At 43.7% G+C, this 19,420-nt stretch carries 18 protein-coding genes; 4 read left to right on the top strand and 14 right to left on the bottom strand.

Annotation, left to right across the window (positions count from 1 at the left end; genetic code table 11):
• Positions 1-209: 209 nt before the first annotated feature.
• On the top strand, positions 210-419 hold the full coding sequence (locus MHI37_RS12800) for a YrzA family protein (protein WP_076335727.1): 210 nt from the start codon (positions 210-212) through the stop codon (positions 417-419).
• A gap of 63 nt (positions 420-482) precedes the next feature.
• Here MHI37_RS12800 and MHI37_RS12795 read toward each other — a convergent pair whose 3' ends face one another.
• The 7 genes from MHI37_RS12795 to MHI37_RS12765 all read right to left on the bottom strand — a co-directional run bounded on the left by MHI37_RS12795 (position 483) and on the right by MHI37_RS12765 (position 9,342).
• Positions 483-1,934: an amidase family protein gene (locus tag MHI37_RS12795; protein ID WP_076335728.1), complete on the bottom strand. Its 1,452-nt coding sequence runs from the start codon at positions 1,932-1,934 to the stop codon at positions 483-485.
• Between the two features lie 111 nt (positions 1,935-2,045).
• Positions 2,046-3,401 (bottom strand): FAD-dependent oxidoreductase, encoded by a 1,356-nt coding sequence (locus tag MHI37_RS12790; RefSeq protein ID WP_076335729.1) that lies wholly within the window; start codon positions 3,399-3,401, stop codon positions 2,046-2,048.
• Between the two features lie 25 nt (positions 3,402-3,426).
• Positions 3,427-4,269 carry a carbohydrate ABC transporter permease gene (locus MHI37_RS12785; RefSeq protein WP_076335730.1) on the bottom strand — a complete coding sequence of 281 codons (843 nt, stop codon included), beginning with the start codon at positions 4,267-4,269 and terminating at the stop codon, positions 3,427-3,429.
• Positions 4,259-5,215 (bottom strand): sugar ABC transporter permease, encoded by a 957-nt coding sequence (locus tag MHI37_RS12780; RefSeq protein ID WP_256710161.1) that lies wholly within the window; start codon positions 5,213-5,215, stop codon positions 4,259-4,261. Before MHI37_RS12780 ends, MHI37_RS12785 begins: the two co-directional genes overlap by 11 nt.
• Before the next feature lie 95 nt (positions 5,216-5,310).
• A complete protein-coding gene (locus MHI37_RS12775) occupies positions 5,311-6,648 on the bottom strand; it encodes a sugar ABC transporter substrate-binding protein (protein WP_076335731.1) in 1,338 nt (445 codons plus the stop codon).
• Positions 6,649-6,792: 144 nt separating this feature from the next.
• Positions 6,793-7,575: a response regulator gene (locus MHI37_RS12770; protein WP_076335732.1), complete on the bottom strand. Its 783-nt coding sequence runs from the start codon at positions 7,573-7,575 to the stop codon at positions 6,793-6,795.
• A 3-nt stretch (positions 7,576-7,578) separates the two neighbouring features.
• Positions 7,579-9,342 carry a sensor histidine kinase gene (locus MHI37_RS12765; RefSeq protein WP_076335733.1) on the bottom strand — a complete coding sequence of 588 codons (1,764 nt, stop codon included), beginning with the start codon at positions 9,340-9,342 and terminating at the stop codon, positions 7,579-7,581.
• Positions 9,343-9,622: 280 nt separating this feature from the next.
• On the opposite strand from MHI37_RS12765, the gene MHI37_RS12760 reads away from it, so the two are divergent.
• Complete coding sequence (locus tag MHI37_RS12760; RefSeq protein ID WP_076335734.1) at positions 9,623-10,696, top strand: hypothetical protein; 1,074 nt, start codon at positions 9,623-9,625, stop codon at positions 10,694-10,696.
• A 167-nt stretch (positions 10,697-10,863) separates the two neighbouring features.
• Here MHI37_RS12760 and tatC read toward each other — a convergent pair whose 3' ends face one another.
• The 3 genes from tatC to MHI37_RS12745 all read right to left on the bottom strand — a co-directional run bounded on the left by tatC (position 10,864) and on the right by MHI37_RS12745 (position 13,534).
• Complete coding sequence (gene tatC / locus MHI37_RS12755; RefSeq protein ID WP_076335735.1) at positions 10,864-11,601, bottom strand: twin-arginine translocase subunit TatC; 738 nt, start codon at positions 11,599-11,601, stop codon at positions 10,864-10,866.
• A gap of 1 nt (position 11,602) precedes the next feature.
• Positions 11,603-11,818: a twin-arginine translocase TatA/TatE family subunit gene (gene tatA / locus MHI37_RS12750; RefSeq protein WP_076335736.1), complete on the bottom strand. Its 216-nt coding sequence runs from the start codon at positions 11,816-11,818 to the stop codon at positions 11,603-11,605.
• A gap of 78 nt (positions 11,819-11,896) precedes the next feature.
• Positions 11,897-13,534: an alkaline phosphatase PhoX gene (locus tag MHI37_RS12745; protein ID WP_076335737.1), complete on the bottom strand. Its 1,638-nt coding sequence runs from the start codon at positions 13,532-13,534 to the stop codon at positions 11,897-11,899.
• A gap of 227 nt (positions 13,535-13,761) precedes the next feature.
• Between MHI37_RS12745 and MHI37_RS12740 the strand changes: the two genes are divergently transcribed.
• Positions 13,762-14,757, top strand: a complete 996-nt coding sequence (locus tag MHI37_RS12740) for an alpha/beta hydrolase (RefSeq protein ID WP_076335738.1) — start codon at positions 13,762-13,764, stop codon at positions 14,755-14,757.
• Positions 14,758-14,911: 154 nt separating this feature from the next.
• Complete coding sequence (locus MHI37_RS12735; protein WP_076335739.1) at positions 14,912-15,769, top strand: SDR family oxidoreductase; 858 nt, start codon at positions 14,912-14,914, stop codon at positions 15,767-15,769.
• Between the two features lie 91 nt (positions 15,770-15,860).
• Here MHI37_RS12735 and arsC read toward each other — a convergent pair whose 3' ends face one another.
• Genes arsC through MHI37_RS12715 form a run of 4 tightly spaced genes read right to left on the bottom strand, consistent with a single transcriptional unit; the run spans position 15,861 to position 19,348 of the window.
• Positions 15,861-16,283, bottom strand: coding sequence for an arsenate reductase (thioredoxin) (gene arsC / locus MHI37_RS12730; protein ID WP_076335740.1), 423 nt, complete (start codon positions 16,281-16,283; stop codon positions 15,861-15,863).
• Between the two features lie 24 nt (positions 16,284-16,307).
• Positions 16,308-17,600 carry an arsenic transporter gene (locus tag MHI37_RS12725; protein WP_076335741.1) on the bottom strand — a complete coding sequence of 431 codons (1,293 nt, stop codon included), beginning with the start codon at positions 17,598-17,600 and terminating at the stop codon, positions 16,308-16,310.
• 9 nt (positions 17,601-17,609) lie between these two features.
• Positions 17,610-18,980, bottom strand: coding sequence for an NAD(P)-binding domain-containing protein (locus MHI37_RS12720; protein WP_256710167.1), 1,371 nt, complete (start codon positions 18,978-18,980; stop codon positions 17,610-17,612).
• 50 nt (positions 18,981-19,030) lie between these two features.
• A complete protein-coding gene (locus tag MHI37_RS12715; protein ID WP_076335742.1) occupies positions 19,031-19,348 on the bottom strand; it encodes a metalloregulator ArsR/SmtB family transcription factor in 318 nt (105 codons plus the stop codon).
• Positions 19,349-19,420: the final 72 nt, after the last annotated feature.

The following is a 19,420-nucleotide window of genomic DNA, read 5'->3' as shown; positions in this document are numbered from 1 at the left end:
AAAAATTGAAGATTTAGCGAAGCGAGAAGATCGTTCTGGAGAAACGAAGTGTTCGCCTTTGCAGCCATATTCTTACCTTTAAATGTCTTAGGAAATCAAAGAATCTGGCTGCAACAGCGATCGTAAGAATGATCTTCTCGCACAGCGCCCAAAACGCAAATTTCTAGTTCAACTTATATATCAATTAATCTATTATTAGGGGATATTTTATGGACTTTCGATTAGATTTGATCGATAACAAAATAGAATTTTTTGAAGCGTATGATTTGAAAACGTTGGAGCAAAAGATCGACCAGCAAATCGATAATAATAAAGGTTTGCTGCTGGAGGTTTTCCACGTCAGTCATCATGCTGTATTTAATCCGAAAATCGAAAAAATGCTGTACAGCGCAGTTATTCATTTTAAAGCAAAGAAATAGCTGGATCAGCAAAAAACCTTCCCGCTTATTAAAGCCGAGAAGGTTTTTTGCTGTAATTGCCCGCTATATGAAGCTTTTTAAGGAAGGGGGTCTGCGGACCATACTGAGCTGCTCATAGGCATAGGCAAGCTTAATCAGTGTTGGCTCCTCGTACGCTTTCGCTGCGAAGGCAACGCCAAACGGCACGCCCTTGCCTGTATAGCCTGCGGGTACGACAATCGAAGGATAGCCTGCACGGGAAGTAATTCTTGCGCCAAAGTCAGCTGGAAAGAGCAGCGCATCCAGGCGGTGCTCCTTCATCGTCGCATCTAAGCCCTCATCCTTGCACAATCGCAAATCAGTGCTGCGATCGCGAAGGTAGGGCAGCTCGGTTAGTGTGCCCGATGTCGTTAATTCGGCGTTCAACAGTGTTTTTTGTCCGTACTTCAGCGTTTCTATTGGATGCTCGTTATTGAAAGCAATGATATCCTTGAGCGTGCGAATACTCGTACTCGGCGGAAGCTTAGCTAAGTATGCATTTAATGAAGCTTTGAATTCATTGAGCACGACAGAGGAATATACGATCTCACGAACGGTTCTCACATCTGCCGGGTCCACAATAATCGCTCCGTGCTTCCTCATAAGCTCCACTGCCACATTAAAAATCTCAAGCTGCTCGTCCGTCAATTCCTCAAAAAAATAATCTCTCGGAATACCAATTCGGGCTCCCTCAAGTCCTCTAGGGTCAAGAAACACGCTATAATCCTTCTGTTTTCGCCAATATCCCGCTCCCATAGCTGCATCATCACTATCATGTGCAACAATCGCATTCAGTACATGTACAGCATCTGTCACCGTTCTTGCCATTGGGCCTGCCGTATCCTGGCTGTTGGATAGCGGCAATATGCCCGTGCGGCTAACTAGACCTACCGTTGGTTTAATGCCTACGGTCGAGCTTAAATTGCCCGGATTTAGAATGGAGCCCGACGTTTCTGTGCCGATGGAGGCCATGCAAAAATTACATGCCACAGCAACACCCGAGCCTGCGCTCGATCCACCCGTCGGTGCAGATATATTATAGGGATTGAGAACCTGTCCGCCGCGCGAGCTATAACCAGATGGCATGCCCTCGGTCATAAAGTTGGCAAACTCCGTCATATTTACCTTGCCTAAAATAACGGCTCCCGCTTCCCGAAGTCTCTTGACGATAAAAGCATCCTCGCCCGCATAAGAGTTCGCAAGCGCCAGCGAACCTGCACTCGTGTGCATCAGATCACCGGTATTAATATTATCCTTTAGCAAAATAGGAATACCATGCAGCGGGCCCCTTGAGCCTTGAGCCGCTCGTTCGCTATCAAGTGCAGAAGCAATAAATAGAGCATCAGGATTTAGCTCAAGCACCGAATTGATCGTTAATCCAGCTTTATCATGAGAGGCAATTCGGTCAAAATAGGCCAGAACGAGCTTATGGGATGTAAGCTCACCCGCTTCTAACGCTTCTTGAGTGGACGAAATGGTTGCTTCTACAATTTCCATGCTATACTAACCCCTCATCAACCGGATGATTGCTTTATATCGTTAGTATATACTATTTTTTTCCAATAACCAGCCTGTCATGTAGAATCCGAATGGTATCTCATCAATCCATCAATCTAACAGTGCACCATTCTGACGCAGCAGCTCTTGCAGTTCATGAATGGATACTTTTTGCGGCGACGTATTATGCTTTACTGCAAGCGCCGCGGCTGTTCCAGCTGCCTGTCCTGTTGCCATGCAGCTAGGAGACAATCTTGTTGTACCGAGTGCTTCATGGGAGGTTGAGATGCAGCGTCCGCCCATAATTAAATTATCGATTTTTTGCGGAAGCAGGCAGCGGTAAGGAATATCATAAGCGCCATCCCCTTCGATCCATGAAACGACGACATTATTTCCAGATGGAGCATGTACATCAATGGGATACCCGCTTCGAGCAATTACGTCCTCAAAACGTTTACCCTCTACCACATCCTGCATCGCAAGAATATACTGCCCTTCAATTCTGCGGCTCTCACGAATCCCAATCTGCGCGCCTACCTGTGAAATGGACGCTCCTTCAAAGCCCGGTAACGATTTTTCCATAAAATCTGCGACCACTAGTACCTGCTTGCGTCCTAATTCCTCCGCTAATGTCAGATCCTCAACATTGGTTCCGTCCAAGCCTTGGATACGTGTCATATTCACGAGTACCTCATCTGCCTCAGGCCCGCTAAAGAACAATACTTGATCCCGCTTAATCGGCAGGTCAGCTTCCTTCCAATGCTTATAAAACCCTTGAACCGCAGACAAATATAAACCTGGAAGCTCATCAAACGGAGTTTTATGATAAAATTCATCCGGGTGCTCGATAATATACGCTTTCACTTTAGCTAAATCAACGCCCCGCATGCGAAACTTCATCGTCATCGGCTGCGTCAAATGATCACCATCACGACCTTGAAGCACAGGCGCACCAGATAAGTACGCTAAATCAGCATCGCCTGAGGTATCAATAAAGATGCGGCCTTTAATCTCAATCCGCCCTGATTTGGTCGTCAACGTCACCCCATTAATATGATCGTCCTTCACTGAAACCGAATCAACAAAACTATGAAACAGTAAACGAACTCCGGCTTCCTTCAGCATATCAACGGCAAGTACTTTATAAACCTCGGGATGAAAGGGAGTAATCGTATGCACGAAGCCGCAGGTATCACGGACATGTCCAGGAGACGCATTCAGGGCGGCTAACCGGTCTACCATTTCCTGACCAGTCCCCTTGATCACCTGCTTTCCGTCTGTTGTATGGAAGGTCATCCACGGATAGACTAACGCTGCTGTAGACATTCCTCCAGCAAATCCATAGCGTTCGACCAGTACGGTCTTCGCACCTCCGCGTCCTGCTGCTAAAGCTGCATGTATGCCTGCCGGCCCTGCTCCGACTACAACGACATCGGCTTCTATAGTAGATGTTACTTGAATTGTCATTAGAGATTAAGCTCCTTTCTAGTTCTTATTTCAATCCCGTTAGTGCCACACCTTCAATAAATTTTTTCTGGGCAAAGAAGAAGACGATGAGCAAAGGAACGGTTGCCATAACCGAAGCCGCCATGAGCAATTGCCATTCGGTCCCGGCTGTATCCGTGAATAGCTTAAGACCAACGGGCAGTGTAAACAAATGATTAGAACTTATAAAAATAAGTGGATCAAAATAGTTGTCCCAGCTATGCAAAAAGGTGAAAATAGCTAATGTAGCTAGGGTTGGCCCTGATAACGGCAGCATGATGCGCCAGAATGTTGTCCATGGCGAGCAGCCATCGATTTTTGCCGCTTCATCCAGCTCATTAGGCACAGTGATAAAAAATTGGCGAAGCAGGAAAACCCCGAACATTCCTCCCGCTCCGAGCATCGGAGGCACAATAAGTGGAAAGTGTGTATCTGTTAAATGAAGCTTCGTGAACCATATAAACATCGGAATGGCTGTAACCTCTGTTGGGATCATCATTCCGGTTAACAGAATAAGAAATACGATATGTCTTAAAGCAAAGTGAAGCTTAGCAAATGCGTAGCCAGCTAGAGCTGCAAAGATACAAGTTCCCGCTGTAACAAGCACTGCGATATAGGCACTATTGAAGAAATAAAGCGGAAACTCCGGCTGACTTTCGAACACAGCCGAGAAGTTGGACCATACGAACGGATCCGGCCACCATTGCGGTGGAAACATAAAAATCTTCGTCTGCTCCTTAAGGGCCGTAGTGACCATCCAGAAAAACGGAAAGATGACAAGTATAGAGACGAAGGATAATACCAAATAAATAGGCAGATTTTTAAGGAGAGTCCGCTGTTTATTCTTCATGATGCACCCACCTTTTTCTTAAATTCCATTGTACGATGGTTAATACCAGCACCAGAAAGAACAGTATAAAGGCTATGGCAGACGCATATCCAAAATCAAATATTTTAAATGCCTGCTGGTAGATATAATACACAAGCACGTAAGTGCTCGTACCCGGACCACCATCAGTCATGACTTGAATTTGTGAGAATACCTTCAATGAGCCGATAAGGGTTAGAATCATGGCTAGGAAGAGTGAAGGTGAAATCATCGGCATCGTAACGTTAGTGAACATTTTGTATTTTGAGGCACCGTCGATTTTCGCGGCTTCATAATACATCTTTGGCACATCCTGCAGCGCAGCAAGAAAAATAACCATGTTCAAGCCTACATTTTTTAATACGCTTACGATGATGACTACAGGCATGGCCAATTGAAAATTATAGAGCCACGCGGGTCCCTCAATGTGAAGCAGCTTTAATAATTCATTGATAAGGCCATAATCCGTTGCAAAAATATATTTCCAAGCAATTGCCCATACTACAATTGATGTAACGACAGGCGTAAATATCGCGGTACGAAACAAACCGATTCCTGGTATTTTTCGATTAAGGAGCAGTGCCAGCCCTAAAGCAAGACAAAGATTTAATGGAATCAAACCAGCTGAGAAATAGAGCGTTTGCCCCACAGACTTCCAAAAAAGCGGGTCCTCGCTAAATGCAATTTTATAATTATCCAAGCCTACGAAGGATGAGTCATGAAGCAAGGAATAATCCGTAAAACTCATGAAAAAAGCACCCATAATAGGGACAAATAAAAACAGCATATAACCTAAAACCATCGGTGAAATAAAGAGCCAAGCAAACCAATTTTCTTTATGATGCAGGCGGCTTTTCTTACTTTTTCCAAACCTCGCCTTTACCCTAATTTCCTCTGCTTGAGCATGCTTTACGTCTAAAGTACTCACGGCAACGCATCCTCTCTTTAACATGCTGATTCTCTTTTTATATAAAATCCTCGCTAAGCTATTCCGCTCAGCGAGGATTTTAGCTGCTTAGCTCTTTACTTTAACAAAGGGGTAATCGATTCATCAGCTTTCTTCAGAACCTCCTGTACCGTTGCAGATTTGGAGTACAAATAATCTAGAACGGTTTTCATACTGGAATCGATTTTTGCCCAATCCTGAAAGCTTGGCAAAGTTTGTGCTGCAGCCATTTGATCAATAACCGCCAGCTTCATGCTTTCTGCAGAAGGTCCTTGATTAAGGAAGCTGTCTGACTCCAGCACACTCTTGCGACTTGGCACAAAATATTGTGAAGTAATCGCCATATTCTCTGGACTTGTAATGAATTTCAGAAATTCCAAAGCTTCATCAGGATATTTTGAATCTTTGGTTATCGTAACAGCAGCATATCCGAGTGTTGTTCCCAAACCATTCGGTCCAGCAGGCAAAGGTGCAATATCCCACTCAAAATCTGTAACCGCTTTCGCTTTCCCCATATAGCTGAAAAGCTCTTTTTGCATCGCTATTTTTCCAGAGTCAAATGTCGTTTGATCACCTGGCTTCGGATGAACGCCGTCTTTAAAAATCATATCCGAGTACAATTGCAGCGCTTGTTCGCCTTGACTCGAATCCAGTGTAAATTCTGTACCTTCTTTATTAATTAGTTCAGCCCCATAGGCATTAAAGAGCGTTTGCAGAGCATCCGGCCAATTCTCCCAGCCATTCCGAACAAAATTAGTGCCATAAATACCCGCTGAGGAATCCGTAAGCGCTTTTGCAGCTTTCAGATATTCGTCATATGTCCACTTGCCCTGTTTGTATAGCTCTGTTGGAGTTGCTAGACCTTTTGCTTCAAACAAGGTTTTGTTGTAGTAAATCATAGAGGGCGGTGTGGAAAAAGGAATGCCGTAATTGCTGCCATCTTTAATGAGCAGATCTAAGGCGGATGGGAAAATATCAGCAAAATTATAATCTGCATCTGATTTCAAAGCGGAAACATCCAACAAAGCATCTGTTGATATAAACTGTGGAATCATCCGCTCAGCTAACCAGGCAATATCCGGTGCTGTTCTCGAGGCTTGCATAATCGTAAGCTTTTGCTGATAATCGGCAAATGGAATGACCATAATCTCTACATTGATATTGGGATTCTTTTCTTTAAACTGAACAATCATATCCTCGTACATCTGTTTATGATTGTCATTCCCCCAAATACTAAATTTTAATGAGACCGCCTTTTGCCGTTCTTTGGTCGGATCTGGAGCCTTTGTTGCTGAGTCTGGAGCTGCTGTGGCCTGATTCTCCCCATTACCGCTCTCCGTTTTATTACTGCTGCAGCCCGCAATTAGTGCGATAATAAGCAGCAGTGACATCATAAGCGTTGCGCCCTTTTTCATAGCCGAATCCCCTTTTTAGCTTTTTTGAATCCACCTTTTAAAGCGTTTTCATAATCTGATTATATAAAATAGAAAAGATCCTTATAATGACCTAATGTTCAGAAAAGGTTCGAATTGTATTGATTACTGACAAATCTCCAAACTTTATTGCTGATGATCGCGGTATTCGGTAGGAGTAAATCCAACCACCTGTTTAAATACCGACATAAAATATTTCGTATTGGGGTATCCCGCCAGCCGCGAAATATCTTGAATTTTAAGCTGCGTATGCTTTAACAAGCCTTTGGCTTTCTCCATACGGCATTGTGTTACATAATCCGATAGATTTACACCTGTTTCCGTCTTAAACAACACGGATAAATAACGATGATTCAGATTTACTTGATCTGCTATGTATTGAAGGGAGATATCCTGTTCCAGCCGCAGCGCAATAATCTCCTTAATTTTACGAATGATTTGACGCTCCTTCACCTCATCTGCAGCCGCTGGGCTTGCAGCATTAGAAGCTGGATTCTCCACAACCGAACGCCGCTCTATAGTTAAAGTTTGGTTTCCTTTGAGCTTATTCGTCAGCTTTTGGATCACCTGCGTCAACTCAACTCGATCCAGAGGTTTAAGCAAATAATCAGCTACCTCGTATCGCAGTGCTTCCCTAACATAGATGAAATCGTTATAACCGCTAATGATTACTACTGGCATCGAAGGACTCTGTTCCTTTAAACGCTTCATGAGCTCGATTCCATTCATATCCTTCATCCGAATATCCGTAATGACGATGTCCGTTACATTTGTTTTCAGCCACTCCAACGCCTCTAGTCCATTCGATGCCTCGCCTACTACCTTACAGCCGCCAATCACATCCTCCAGCAGCTTGCTAAAGCGTGAGCGAAGGTTGATTTCATCCTCAACAAGTAAAATTTGAAGCATAGTTTAGTTCTCCTCTTCGTAGCGTAATGGAATGCGCAGCAATAATTGAAGCCCCTGATGATGAGTCTTTTGAATAAACAGACCATAGCCTTCTCCATACAGCAAATACAAGCGCCGATGCACGTTGCGCAGCGCAAATTCCTTCTTCTTTTCACCAAATCGCTGCTTGATCGTTTCATCCTGCTCGGCATACATATGCTTCTCAACATAGTCCATACGAGCAGCAGTCATGCCAGCACCATCATCTTCAATCAGAATAAGCAGGTCGTCCTGATCTATTCTTGTCTTTATCTTCAATGTAACCGGTTCATCCGTAAGGGCGTGTTCAATCACATTTTCAATTAACGGCTGGAGGATAAGCTTCGGAATCAGCAAGTAATCATGCCCAATTTCGATATGAAATTCCGTTTCAAGCTTAATGCCTAATCGAGTCGATTGAATTTCAAGATACGCCTGCACAAATGAAACTTCATCCTTTACAAAAACATACTTGTCCTTTCGATCTACCGTATACCTCAGAAGCCGACCTAAATTGACAACCACATCCGATACCTCGAATTGATTGGATTGCAAAGCAAGTGAATTAATAGATTCCAACGTATTATATATAAAATGCGGATTCATCTGACTCTGCAGGGCATAAAATTCCGCTTCACTTTCTCGGAGCTTACTCTCATAAACCTCTTTCACCAATCTTTCAATTTCTGTGACCATTACATTAAAGCCAAAAGTAAGCTGACCAATTTCATCATAGGTAGACACGACCGCCCGTTCACGAAAATCTCCTTTTTGCACCTTTTTCATCTTCGTTTGCAAATGTCGGATCGGCTTGAGCAGTCTTCCAGAAGCAACTCCTGCTGCAAAATAGGCGAGTAGAATAGCCATTAGTGAAATGATAAGTGTAGAGCGAGTTAATTGACGCGCGCCTGCCTTCATATCATCCTGCGGGATAAGCACCGTTACCTGCATGCCTGTGTAGCCCGATTGCTTGGTTGCTGTAATAAAGGTTTCCCCGTCAATCGTTATCTTTGGCCCTGCTGCAATCAAATCATCCCTGCCATGGAGCGGATACAAAAGCCGGTCTTCACGATCCGAGACATAGATATGACTATTCCGACTAAAGCTTGCGGAGCCCAGAATTTTTTCAAAGCCCAGCTCAGACAAATCAATCTTCACAATGCCGAGATGCTCATTGGTAACGGCTGCCCTTACTACTCTAGCAATCGAAACGACCTCTCTATTTTTACCAATATAATAGCTGACATCATGCGGCGGGATTATGACTAAGTCACCATCCGCTGCAATAACGTCTTTCATCCATATATTCGCTGAATACTCCCAATGCTGGGCGATGCTTCCTTGTAAATTGCTGAATATCGTGCCGTCATTAGCGAATATCGCAATGCTTTGCAGCTCACTTCGATCAATAGCAAGAGACGAAATCATAAGGTTCATTTTCGCCGTTTCTTCTGTTTTTACAAAAGCCCCCATCGTGCTTTCCGATAAGTGCGCCCTTAGAATTCCAATGACATTATTATCGTAATACGGCGCTAAGGTTAATCGGTCCATATCCTTCATATAGCGATCCAAATTAATCGTAATTTGATCGATAATCTGCTCCGTATAAGCGATAGCATCCTCCTCTACATTGCTAGAATATTGCTTGTAAGTAATAAAGCCGATAAAGAAAAAGGGAATTGTAATGAGTAGAAAAAAAAGAATAACAAACTTCATCCGCAGTGATAAAAACAACTTTTTTGCTTTCAAAGCCAGAATCCCCACCTATCCAAATCAAGATGCCTTTCAAAAACAGGTTTCGATCAACGTACGAATCAGTACATTTCAAACCTTTTCTATACATTAGGTCATTAACCCTAACTATTTACTCGTTTATACTAGAATTGAAAGCGATTACAATTAAAGGAGAGTGTCCATATGCGTTTACTGGTCACCCTACTATAATGTAACACATGTTTCCTCCCCGTATATGTTCTGGAATGATATCGAAAATAAATATTATATGTATTACCATGGAGAAAACACGACCATGCGTATCGCAACCTCTACAGATGGAATCAATTTCACCTATAATAAAGTTGCTTTAAGTACAAGTAATTTCACCGGTTTAACGGAAACCTCTTACGCCAAAGTGTTCAAATATACAATCCCATCTAAAAACAACAAATATATCATGCTTTTAATGGGGAATCAAACTAATAATACAAGACATATCTATCTTGCTTGGTCTAATGATGGTCTGAATTGGACCACTCAGCAAGCTCCGCTTATTTCGCCCAATTCTGAAGAAGGCACTAACCTTTCAGGCCCAACCTTCTTCCCTTGGAATGGAAACTATTACGTTGCCTACCACGCCTCCTCGGGCAATATTCATATCACAGAGGTCGGAGCAAACTTTAATCTGCAAAATCATCTAGGCGTATTATATGATTCCGATACAACCATAGATCGAGGAAGAGCCGCTTCACCAAACTTCATCACGATCGGAGACACGATGTACATGTTTTATGAGCAAGGTCCAAGGCTGGACGGACAGATCGCTTACGCAAGGACGGTCCTGAATACGCCATGGAATATATTTAGCGACAATATGAGCAACTACAGCAGCGGATGGTCTACCACTGGAAACGGAAGCTTTGTCCAATATAATAACGATGTCAATATCATTGATACTGGAACAACCACTGGAAGCTACAGTTATATTACCAAGAACCATATCAGCACCCCTTCAGAAGCGTTTACGTTTGAGGTGAGGGCTAAAGTAAACGCCGCGGGCACACTCAATGAAATTACCGCTCGGAACGCAAACTATCAGATTAGCCTTTATTTAACTTATGGAACATCCGGCACAGCACAAAACAAAGCATCCAGTCCGACGAAAAGCTTTACGCTGAATACTACCATCTATCACAATTATCGAGTTGTCGTTAAATCTAACTACACTTATGACTTATACGTGGATGGGACTCTCAGATGGAGCGGAGCAGCAAGTCTAGGATCAGGCTCCAATGTTTTCAAAATAGGCGGTGACACAGCGACAACCGCTAATATGAGTGTTGATCAGGTTTTTATGGGGACTGGTTTAATACTGCCGGGCAGCTAACCTCGAAAGAGAAGCTGCCGATTTATAACATATATGCACGATTATCAAGTGAAAAAAGGCCGGATAATTTTGGGAATAGGTATAAATAGGGCAAAGAAACAGGACTTTCTCTTTCAAGAAAGCCTTGTTTCTTTATAACACTCGTTCACTTGAGAGTAATCCTACTGTTAAGCAGCCATGCCCTCTTCACTTGCCAGCCTCAGCTGCTTGCGGTAAACAAACTTCGAGATGGATATACTGATTTCATATAGCAGAAATAGCGGAACGATAACGATAATGTCTGATAAAATATCAGGCGGAGTGATCGTAATCGCTACGAGCGCGAGTATAAAATACGCGAGCTTACGAGCTTTGGCCAGCCGCACCGGATTAAGAATGCCTAGCTTCGTCAGAAACATGACGATCGCCGGCATTTCAAATAGAAGTCCGAAGGGCACCGTCATATGAATCATGAACGTAAAATACTTTTGAGCCGTATACATAGCAGCAAACTCGGCTGCCGCTATTTGGTTCATAAAGTGAAGCACCATCGGAAACAAAATGAAATAGCCGAAGCAAATGCCTAGCAGAAACAGCATACTGATGCTCGGTATAAACAACAGTGCAGCCCTTTGCGCTTCCTTCGGCACAGCTGGCGTGACGAACTTCCACGCTTGATAGGCCGCGATTGGGAGCGTAACTACAATGGCGATGACACCTGCAATCATCATATAGACCCAAATCACATCGGATGGTCCAAGCAGCACAAGCTTTTGATCCAAATCTCTGACCAGCCATTGATAAATGTCCCTCACATAAATGAACGCAGCTGCCATAGCAACAAGAAACGCAGCTAATACCCGAATAATTCTTGTGCGCATTTCCTCCAAATGTCCCAGCAAGCTTTGATCGTTCGGATCGCTCATCCTACTTCACAGTCGATGCAGATACCCTCGACGACTCCTCTTCCTTACGCTTCTCTTCGTCCTCACCATTGATAAGGCCGCGAGTAGCCCCTTTAAATTCGCTTAATGTTCTTCCAAATGCACGACCAAGCTCTGGAAGCTTAGACGGGCCGAAGATGATAAGTGCAATAATAAGAATTAACACTAATCCCCCAATACCAATATTGCCAAATGGCATAATGACAGCTCCTTCATCATTGAATGGCAGCCGCAGACAGCTAGTCTGCGGCTGCTGTCGTAGTCACCTTATTCTATATTACCCAAGTTTAAAGCCGCTAATGGCAACGACTGCACATCTCGCTTTACTGTCTCCTGTTCGGTGCGGCCACCTGCTGGTTGGCTTGCTTAAATCTGTCGTGTTCTCTCCGGGATGCTGTACAGATAAAAACAAGGTTTGTTCATCAGGTGTAAAGTATGGCCCTGTCAGCTCGCTTTCCACAGGAGCCGATGCGAATTGCAGCGCATTTGCTTTGTCTGGACCGCTCGTCGGAATAACAAACAAGCCGTTATTCATAAAGGGCTTATGTACGCCTTTATTTTGGCTGCTGCTGGAAATATCGGTGACGACCCACAGATCGCCATTGGAATCGAAGGCTAAGTTATCTGGCGAGCTGAAACCAGACTGACGCCCGCCAGCAGCAAATATTTCAAAATCAAATTCGAGAGAGCCTAAATCATTATTCACTTCAAAGATCCGCGTAATATGGCCGTGAATATTGCCGTGATTATCATTGTTCGTATGGCAAATGAAGATGGTATTATCAAACGGTGATATTTCAATGTCCTCTGGACGATCCGTTGGCGTTCCGCCTACAAGCAAAGCCGCTTCCTGACAATAGGTCACTACGTCGCCTTGCGTTTTAAATTTCTTTTGCAAATCAGGCTTCTCCTTAATCGCTTTGGTCACTTCCTCCAGCGTAACCGGTACCCATTTCCCGCTTTTCAGATTGGCAACATATAACGTGCCTTCCTCCAGCAAGGAAGAATTGGCTCGCCCCTTAAGCTTATCGTACTTGCCTTTACTTACGAATTTGTACACACAGGCATCCTTCTTGTCATCCCCCATATAGACAACCACTCGCCCATCCGGTGCTAGACCCATCGCTGTATTCTCGTGGTTGAAGCGGCCTAATGCCGTATGCTTCTTCAGATATGTCTTGTCGAACGGATCGATCTCGATAACCCAGCCATAATGTGTTTCTGGAAGCTTGGATGCAGCAGCCGTCTCTGCAAAATTTTCTTCACAGGACAGCACCGTATTCCACAGCGTCACGCCTCCTGAACAATTCGCGAACGTTCCGACTGCTGTGGCAGCACCGCCCAGTGCTGCCCCGCCCTTCGCTGGGCCTGTAAGCACAAACTTTGTATATCCATTAATTCGGCGTGCATGCTTCGAGGCGGTGTCCATCTTCCATGTTCCCGCTTCATCACGATACACCTCTATAACTGACATGCCTTGATAATATAAATTTTTATGCAGCTGATCAGCCGTCATCTTCCCATCCTTTACCGCACCAATGGAGAAAATCGTGCTGTATTCATGGTTATTGACCAGTAATCCACGGACATTCGATCCCTCAAGCGGGAAATAGGCATTGTAATCACAGCCCGAGCCAAATTTCTCTCCCTCCCCGTTAATAACATCGTCAAAAGCAGCTACGACATCATATTTGAAGTTTTTTGGCAGGAGGAGCAGATCTTCCTTAGAGGGCTCTATGGGCTCAAAATAGCCGCTTACACGATTCGTGTTAAATCCAAACAAATGATCAGCAGTTGAAGACATCGCAGATGCCTTCCCATTCAATACGCCTAACCCCGCCGAGGCTGTTGCAAGTGCAGCTGCTCCCGTACCCAAATAAGAAAGAAACGTTTTTCGATCGATCGTTTTGTTCAACTTTTCCACTCCTCATTAATAAGATCCACTCACAGACAAGCATAACGAGAAATTGTTTTGCCAACGTTACCAGCAGTTTTATTATTTGTAAATCATGGAGCATTTCAGCTTCATTCCTTACAATTAAATAGCTTCAACGCTATAAAAATTGCTTCTTGCTGAGAACACTGCTATTTTAAAAGGAAATGCTTCTTATTGGAAAAATGAAATTTGAGGGGTTATTCATTATGAAGTTGCCATTTGTAATAACAGGGGGCTTAGTTTTCGTGCTGCTAGGAATACTTATTGCCCTGAGCTACTATTTCTACAATGTTGCGATCAAGCGAAATTCCAAGGCGTTTTTGAGTGACAATAGTGATTTGGCTGAGATTAGCAGCAAGGATGAAGATGAGCCAACTACGGTAAAAGTTACGAATGACGTGCAGCCTACTCCGGTTGAAACTACAGGCATTACATGGGTCGAGAGCCACGTATACGATACTTGGCAGCTCACGACAGATGATGGATTAGCGCTTGTTGGTTATTACCTCGCAGCTCATGTACCAACAACCAAAACCGTCATTCTCGCCCATGGCTATTCATCCCAAGGAAAAGATATGGGCAGCTTTGCGCAATTTTATTATGAAGAGCTTGGCTACAATGTGCTGATGCCCGATGATCGCGGTCATGGCAGGAGCGAAGGAAATTATATTGGCTTTGGGTGGGCGGATCGGAAGGATTACTTGCTGTGGATTCATAAAGTTATTGAGGTCATTGGTGATTCTGCACAAATCGTTCTGCATGGCATTTCTATGGGCGGAGCAACGGTCATGATGGTGAGCGGCGAGGACGTTCCGAAGCAAGTAAAGGCTATTGTGGAGGATTGCGGCTATACCTCTGTTTATGATCAGCTTCGCTATCAATTGAAACGAATCTACAAGCTGCCTGCCTTTCCTATTATGCAGACCACTAGCTTGCTGACTTGGATAAAGGCTGGTTATCACTTCCAAGAAGCATCCGCACTTAAACAATTGGAGAAAAACAAGCTGCCTACCCTCTTCATCCACGGCTCAGACGATTCCTTCGTGCCTACTGAAATGGTGTGGAGGCTATATGAAGCCTGCAAAGCGGACAAAGAAATCTTCATTGTCGATGGTGCTGGCCACGGAATGGCTTATCTCGTTGACAAAACGAGCTATGAGCAGAAGGTGACTGCCTTTATTGGACATTATGTTCAGGCATGATCATCCTTGTATGACACTCCCTCGCTAAAGCCAGCTTTATTGCCCCTATATCACAGCTCAGCTGGTTTTTATTCTCGATTTTGCACATACTGGGCCGCCCTTGCCGATAAGATGAATCAAGTAATTCCATAAGAGAAAAGGAGGCTGGTCAAGTATGAGTCCTTTTTCTACTGATTTATTGAAAGGCAAGGTTATCCTTATCACTGGAGGAGCAACAGGTCTAGGTCGTGCTATGGGAGAGAAGTTTCTTGCTCTAGGCGCGAGTCTGGCAATTGCAAGCAGGCGGGAGAACGTCCTTAAAAAAGCTGCTGATGAAATGGGTACTGAAACGAACCCCGTTTATTACAAATGCTGTGACGTTCGCGACCCTTCGCAAGTCCATGACCTTATTGATGCAGTTGAGCATCATTTTGGGCATATCGATATCCTCGTCAACAATGCAGCTGGAAATTTCATAAGTCCTACGGAGCGTCTCTCTCCAAGAGCAGTGGATACGATTCTGAACATCGTTCTTCATGGCACCTTTTATACGATGCTAGAGGTAGGTAAGCGATGGATTGCACAAGGGAGAACAGGTACGATGCTTAATATTGTGACGACTTATGCTTCAACTGGCTCAGGCTACGTCGTACCCTCGGCAGCAGCTAAAGCAGGAGTATTAGCTTTAACGAGATCACTTGCAGCTGAATGGGGTAAATATGGCATCAGGCAGGTCGCTATTGCACCTGGCCCATTCCCGACAGAAGGCGCATGGTCACGCCTCTCTCCGACACCAGAGCTTGAAGAGAAAATGATCAACCGCATCCCTATAAAGCGGGTTGGCGATAAGGATGAGTTGGCCAACCTAGCCGCCTTTCTCGTTTCTGAATATGCAGCCTATATGAATGGTGAAGTTGTAACCATTGACGGCGGGGAATGGCTGCAGGGTGCTGGTCAATTCAACGGCTTGTCCGAGCTAACTAGCTCGCAATGGGACGCATTAGCTGAGCTGACACGCAAGGGAAAAGATTAGCGAGTTGAAGAAGTGAAATTTCAAGTAATGCTTATGCCTCCTGTATTAGGATTATAAAATTTCCATACGAGGCCTGATACAGGAGGCAATTTCACCAGCCTTCCTTCAAAAATTGTTCGATGCGCTGCTTGATGGAATCACGTACTTCACGAAACTTATCCCTCACTTCGTCTTCTGTTCCTGTCGCTTTCGCAGGGTCGTCAAAGCCCCAATGCCAACGTTCTGCTTTATCGTTGCGAACAACGGGGCAGTTATCGTCAGCGTGAGAACATAACGTAATGATATAATCCGCTTTGCTCAAAATATCAGGGTCAATCACATCAGAGGTATGATTAGAAATATCGATCCCAGCCTCTTTCATGATGGCAACAGCGCGGGGGTTTAATCCATGTGCTTCTAAGCCCGCACTTTTCACTTCATATTTATCGCTTCCGAGTGCGTTTAAATACCCATCTGCCATTTGGCTCCGGCAAGAGTTTCCTGTACATAGAAAATACACTAATTTTTTATTCATTGTTAAACCTCTTCCTATTTGTTGTTATGAAATAAAGCTTAACCATAGATATAAGCCAACTAGAGTAATAAGCAGCGTAGGAACAGTAAGCATGATACCTATTCGAAAATAATAGCCCCACGTAATTTTAACGCCTTTTTGAGAAAGTACATGCAGCCACAATAACGTAGCTAGAGAACCAATCGGCGTAATTTTCGGACCTAAATCACTGCCAATGACATTCGCATAAATGAGTGCTTCCTTGATTACCCCTTCTGTTTCCGTACCTTGAATGGCAAGAGCGTTAATCATAACCGTCGGCATATTGTTCATTAACGAGGAAAGAATGGCTGCTAGCAATCCCATTCCAATCGTTGCAATGAACAATCCCTGACCTGCAATGTATGCTATGACCGTTCCCAAAGCATCTGTCAGGCCTACGTTTTTCAAACCATAAACAACTACATACATCCCGATAGAAAAAACAACGACAGACCAAGGTGCGCCTTTTATAATTTTTTTAGTATTAATAGCCTTGCTTGATCGTGCGAGTAAAATAAAGACGATAGCTGCTGCTCCTGCAAGGATTGAAACGGGTATCTTAATGAAACCACTGATCAGATACGCAACTAGAAGGACAGCAAGGATCACCCAAGACAATCGAAACAGCTTTTTATCTTTAATCGCATCCACTGGTTTTTTGAGCTCTGAGCTATTGTAATTCGCTGGTATATCTTTTCTAAAGAGCAAGAATAAAACTAATAAACTTGCCCCTAAGGAGAATAGGCTTGTCACAACCATTCTGCTTGCGTACGTTGCAAAATCAATGCCAAAGAAGTCAGCAGATACGATGTTTACCAAATTGCTTACGACCAATGGCAGTGAAGCTGAATCCGATATAAATCCGCTAGCCATAACAAACGGTAAAATCATTTTATCCGGAAATTTTAATGCTCTGACCATCGCTAGGACAATCGGAGTCAAGATTAGAGCAGCGCCATCATTAGCAAAAAATGCAGCAACAGCTGCTCCAAGCAATATGACGTATACAAACATCAATCTGCCATTCCCTTTTGCCATACGTGCCATATGCAGGGCTGACCATTCAAAAAATCCAATATCGTCTAATATCAATGAGATTAAGATGACTGCTACAAAAGCTAATGTGGCATTCCAGACGATACCTGTAACCGTTACAACATCACTAAGCGATACAACTTGAAAAATGAGCGCTAAAACAGCCCCTCCTGATGCTGACCATCCAATATTAAGTCCTTTCGGTTGCCAAATGACAAAGGTTAAAGTGATCAAAAATATAGCGATAGCAATGTATATCATAAGTTCCTCCTACACAGGTGAGCAGCATGAAACACTTGTCTCTTGATTATTTACAGATTGCCCGGCCCTAGTACTGCATACTCCTGTTTCGGGCAGCTCCAGCTCAACTCTTTCTGCTGATTCCATATCCCCCATTAAAGCGGCAACAACCGACCTTACTTGCTCATATCCTGTTGCCATCAAAAATGTTGGCGCTCTCCCATAGCTTTTTGACCCTACGATATAAAAATCCTTTTCTGGCTGCCTAAGCTCCCTTTCACCATGTGGTCTAACTGTGCCGCAGCTATGGACATTAGGATCAATTAGCGGTGCTAACCCCAGCACACTTTCTATACTTGGATCTATGGTCACTCTAACTTCGCGCAAAAAAGATAGCTCCGGACGGGAACCCGTGTTTGAAATAATTTCATCGACCCCTTCAATAGAACTCCCATTTGAGCCAAAGACGTGTACCTTCTCTCCATTCTTCCTCAACTCCTCGATATGGAATGAGGTCATGACTTTGATTGAGCCTAATTCAACTAATTTTTGAATTCGTATGCCAAGTTCTCCTCTTGCAGGAAGTTGATCTAAGTCCCTCCCTCCATAAACATCTTCAAGTGTTGATTTTCTCAGCACCCACAAAATTTCAGTCTCTTTTATCTGCTCCTTAAGTGACCCTAGCTCCAAAAGCGTATTTATTGCAGAATGCCCGCTTCCAACGACAAGAACTTTTTTTCCACTATAGCGCTCTTTGTGATTGCCTAGAATATCTGGTATTCCATAATAAATCTGGTTATGAAGAGCTTGCTCATCTGCTGTAAACACACCCGCAGAATGAACTGGACTCGGATTAGACCAGGTTCCAGAAGCATCAATAACCGCCTTTGCCTCAAATACATATCGTTCTTCATTTTTATTAACATGAATCTCGAATGGAAGTTGTTCACGCCCCTGGGACTTAACTTTATTAATGCCTTTACGGCTAACGGCAGTTACTTTGGCATTTACATGAATGTAAGGTTTCATCTCTGGCAATTCAGCCAGAGGCTTTAAATAGGCTTCAACTAATTCTCTGCCTGTAGGAATTGCAGCATCGTCTGGAGCAATCCAGCCACTGGATTGTAATAATTGTTTTGCTGCCTTATTTACATTGAACTCCCATGGAGAAAACAACCTTACATGTGCCCATTTCATAATGTTTGCACCTACAGCTTCTCCTGCATCGAATAGCACAAATGACTCTCCGCTGGAAACGAGATGCGCGGCTGCAGCTAAACCGACAGGTCCCGCACCGATAATGGCAACTGGCAACTGCTTATTCTCACTAGCAGACGTTTCACAGCAGCTGGTTTGACTTTTGATATGAGTAATATCAATTTTTTTCATTCTTTTGATCATTGAAACTCCTCCTATTAAATCAACTTTTTTTGATTAATTGTTCAAAAAAATTAACAGCATTCATTGCTGGCATTCGTATTTGGCCTAAAAATACAGCATAGCTTCTCTGACAATAGCTGAGTCACTTCTTCTGTGTTGATTTCGTAATAGCTCCATGTTCCGCGTGTTTCTTTTACAAGCAAATTTGCGTCCAGCAATATTTTCAAATGGTACGATAGCTTGGACTGAGGCATTTCGATAATTTCCACAAGGTCACAGACACAAGTATTTCCGCGCTGTACCAATTCATATAGAATCTGGAGACGTTTCTCATCGGCAAGTGCTTTAAATTTCGCTTCGTACGCTTTGAAAGAAACATTCGGGATCATCTATGTCACCTACTTTCATTATCATTAAGATCAGCTTAGCCAGTCGGACTATCATTAATCAATTTTTTTTGA

The organism is Paenibacillus sp. FSL H8-0548, assembly GCF_038630985.1.
Classification (GTDB): domain Bacteria; phylum Bacillota; class Bacilli; order Paenibacillales; family Paenibacillaceae; genus Pristimantibacillus.
Note: the sequence above shows the minus strand (reverse complement) of the source record. Positions and strands in the feature narration are given on the sequence as shown.

Coding starts and splice junctions, on each gene's coding strand:
- MHI37_RS12720 (WP_256710167.1), bottom strand. CDS start 18,980: ATGATCAAAAGAATGAAAAAAATTGATATTACTCATATCAAAAGTCAA.
- MHI37_RS12770 (WP_076335732.1), bottom strand. CDS start 7,575: ATGCTTCAAATTTTACTTGTTGAGGATGAAATCAACCTTCGCTCACGC.
- arsC (WP_076335740.1), bottom strand. CDS start 16,283: ATGAATAAAAAATTAGTGTATTTTCTATGTACAGGAAACTCTTGCCGG.
- tatA (WP_076335736.1), bottom strand. CDS start 11,818: ATGCCATTTGGCAATATTGGTATTGGGGGATTAGTGTTAATTCTTATT.
- tatC (WP_076335735.1), bottom strand. CDS start 11,601: ATGAGCGATCCGAACGATCAAAGCTTGCTGGGACATTTGGAGGAAATG.
- MHI37_RS12800 (WP_076335727.1), top strand. CDS start 210: ATGGACTTTCGATTAGATTTGATCGATAACAAAATAGAATTTTTTGAA.
- MHI37_RS12725 (WP_076335741.1), bottom strand. CDS start 17,600: ATGATATACATTGCTATCGCTATATTTTTGATCACTTTAACCTTTGTC.
- MHI37_RS12795 (WP_076335728.1), bottom strand. CDS start 1,934: ATGGAAATTGTAGAAGCAACCATTTCGTCCACTCAAGAAGCGTTAGAA.
- MHI37_RS12790 (WP_076335729.1), bottom strand. CDS start 3,401: ATGACAATTCAAGTAACATCTACTATAGAAGCCGATGTCGTTGTAGTC.
- MHI37_RS12740 (WP_076335738.1), top strand. CDS start 13,762: ATGAAGTTGCCATTTGTAATAACAGGGGGCTTAGTTTTCGTGCTGCTA.
- MHI37_RS12760 (WP_076335734.1), top strand. CDS start 9,623: ATGCGTATCGCAACCTCTACAGATGGAATCAATTTCACCTATAATAAA.
- MHI37_RS12785 (WP_076335730.1), bottom strand. CDS start 4,269: ATGAAGAATAAACAGCGGACTCTCCTTAAAAATCTGCCTATTTATTTG.
- MHI37_RS12775 (WP_076335731.1), bottom strand. CDS start 6,648: ATGAAAAAGGGCGCAACGCTTATGATGTCACTGCTGCTTATTATCGCA.
- MHI37_RS12735 (WP_076335739.1), top strand. CDS start 14,912: ATGAGTCCTTTTTCTACTGATTTATTGAAAGGCAAGGTTATCCTTATC.
- MHI37_RS12715 (WP_076335742.1), bottom strand. CDS start 19,348: ATGATCCCGAATGTTTCTTTCAAAGCGTACGAAGCGAAATTTAAAGCA.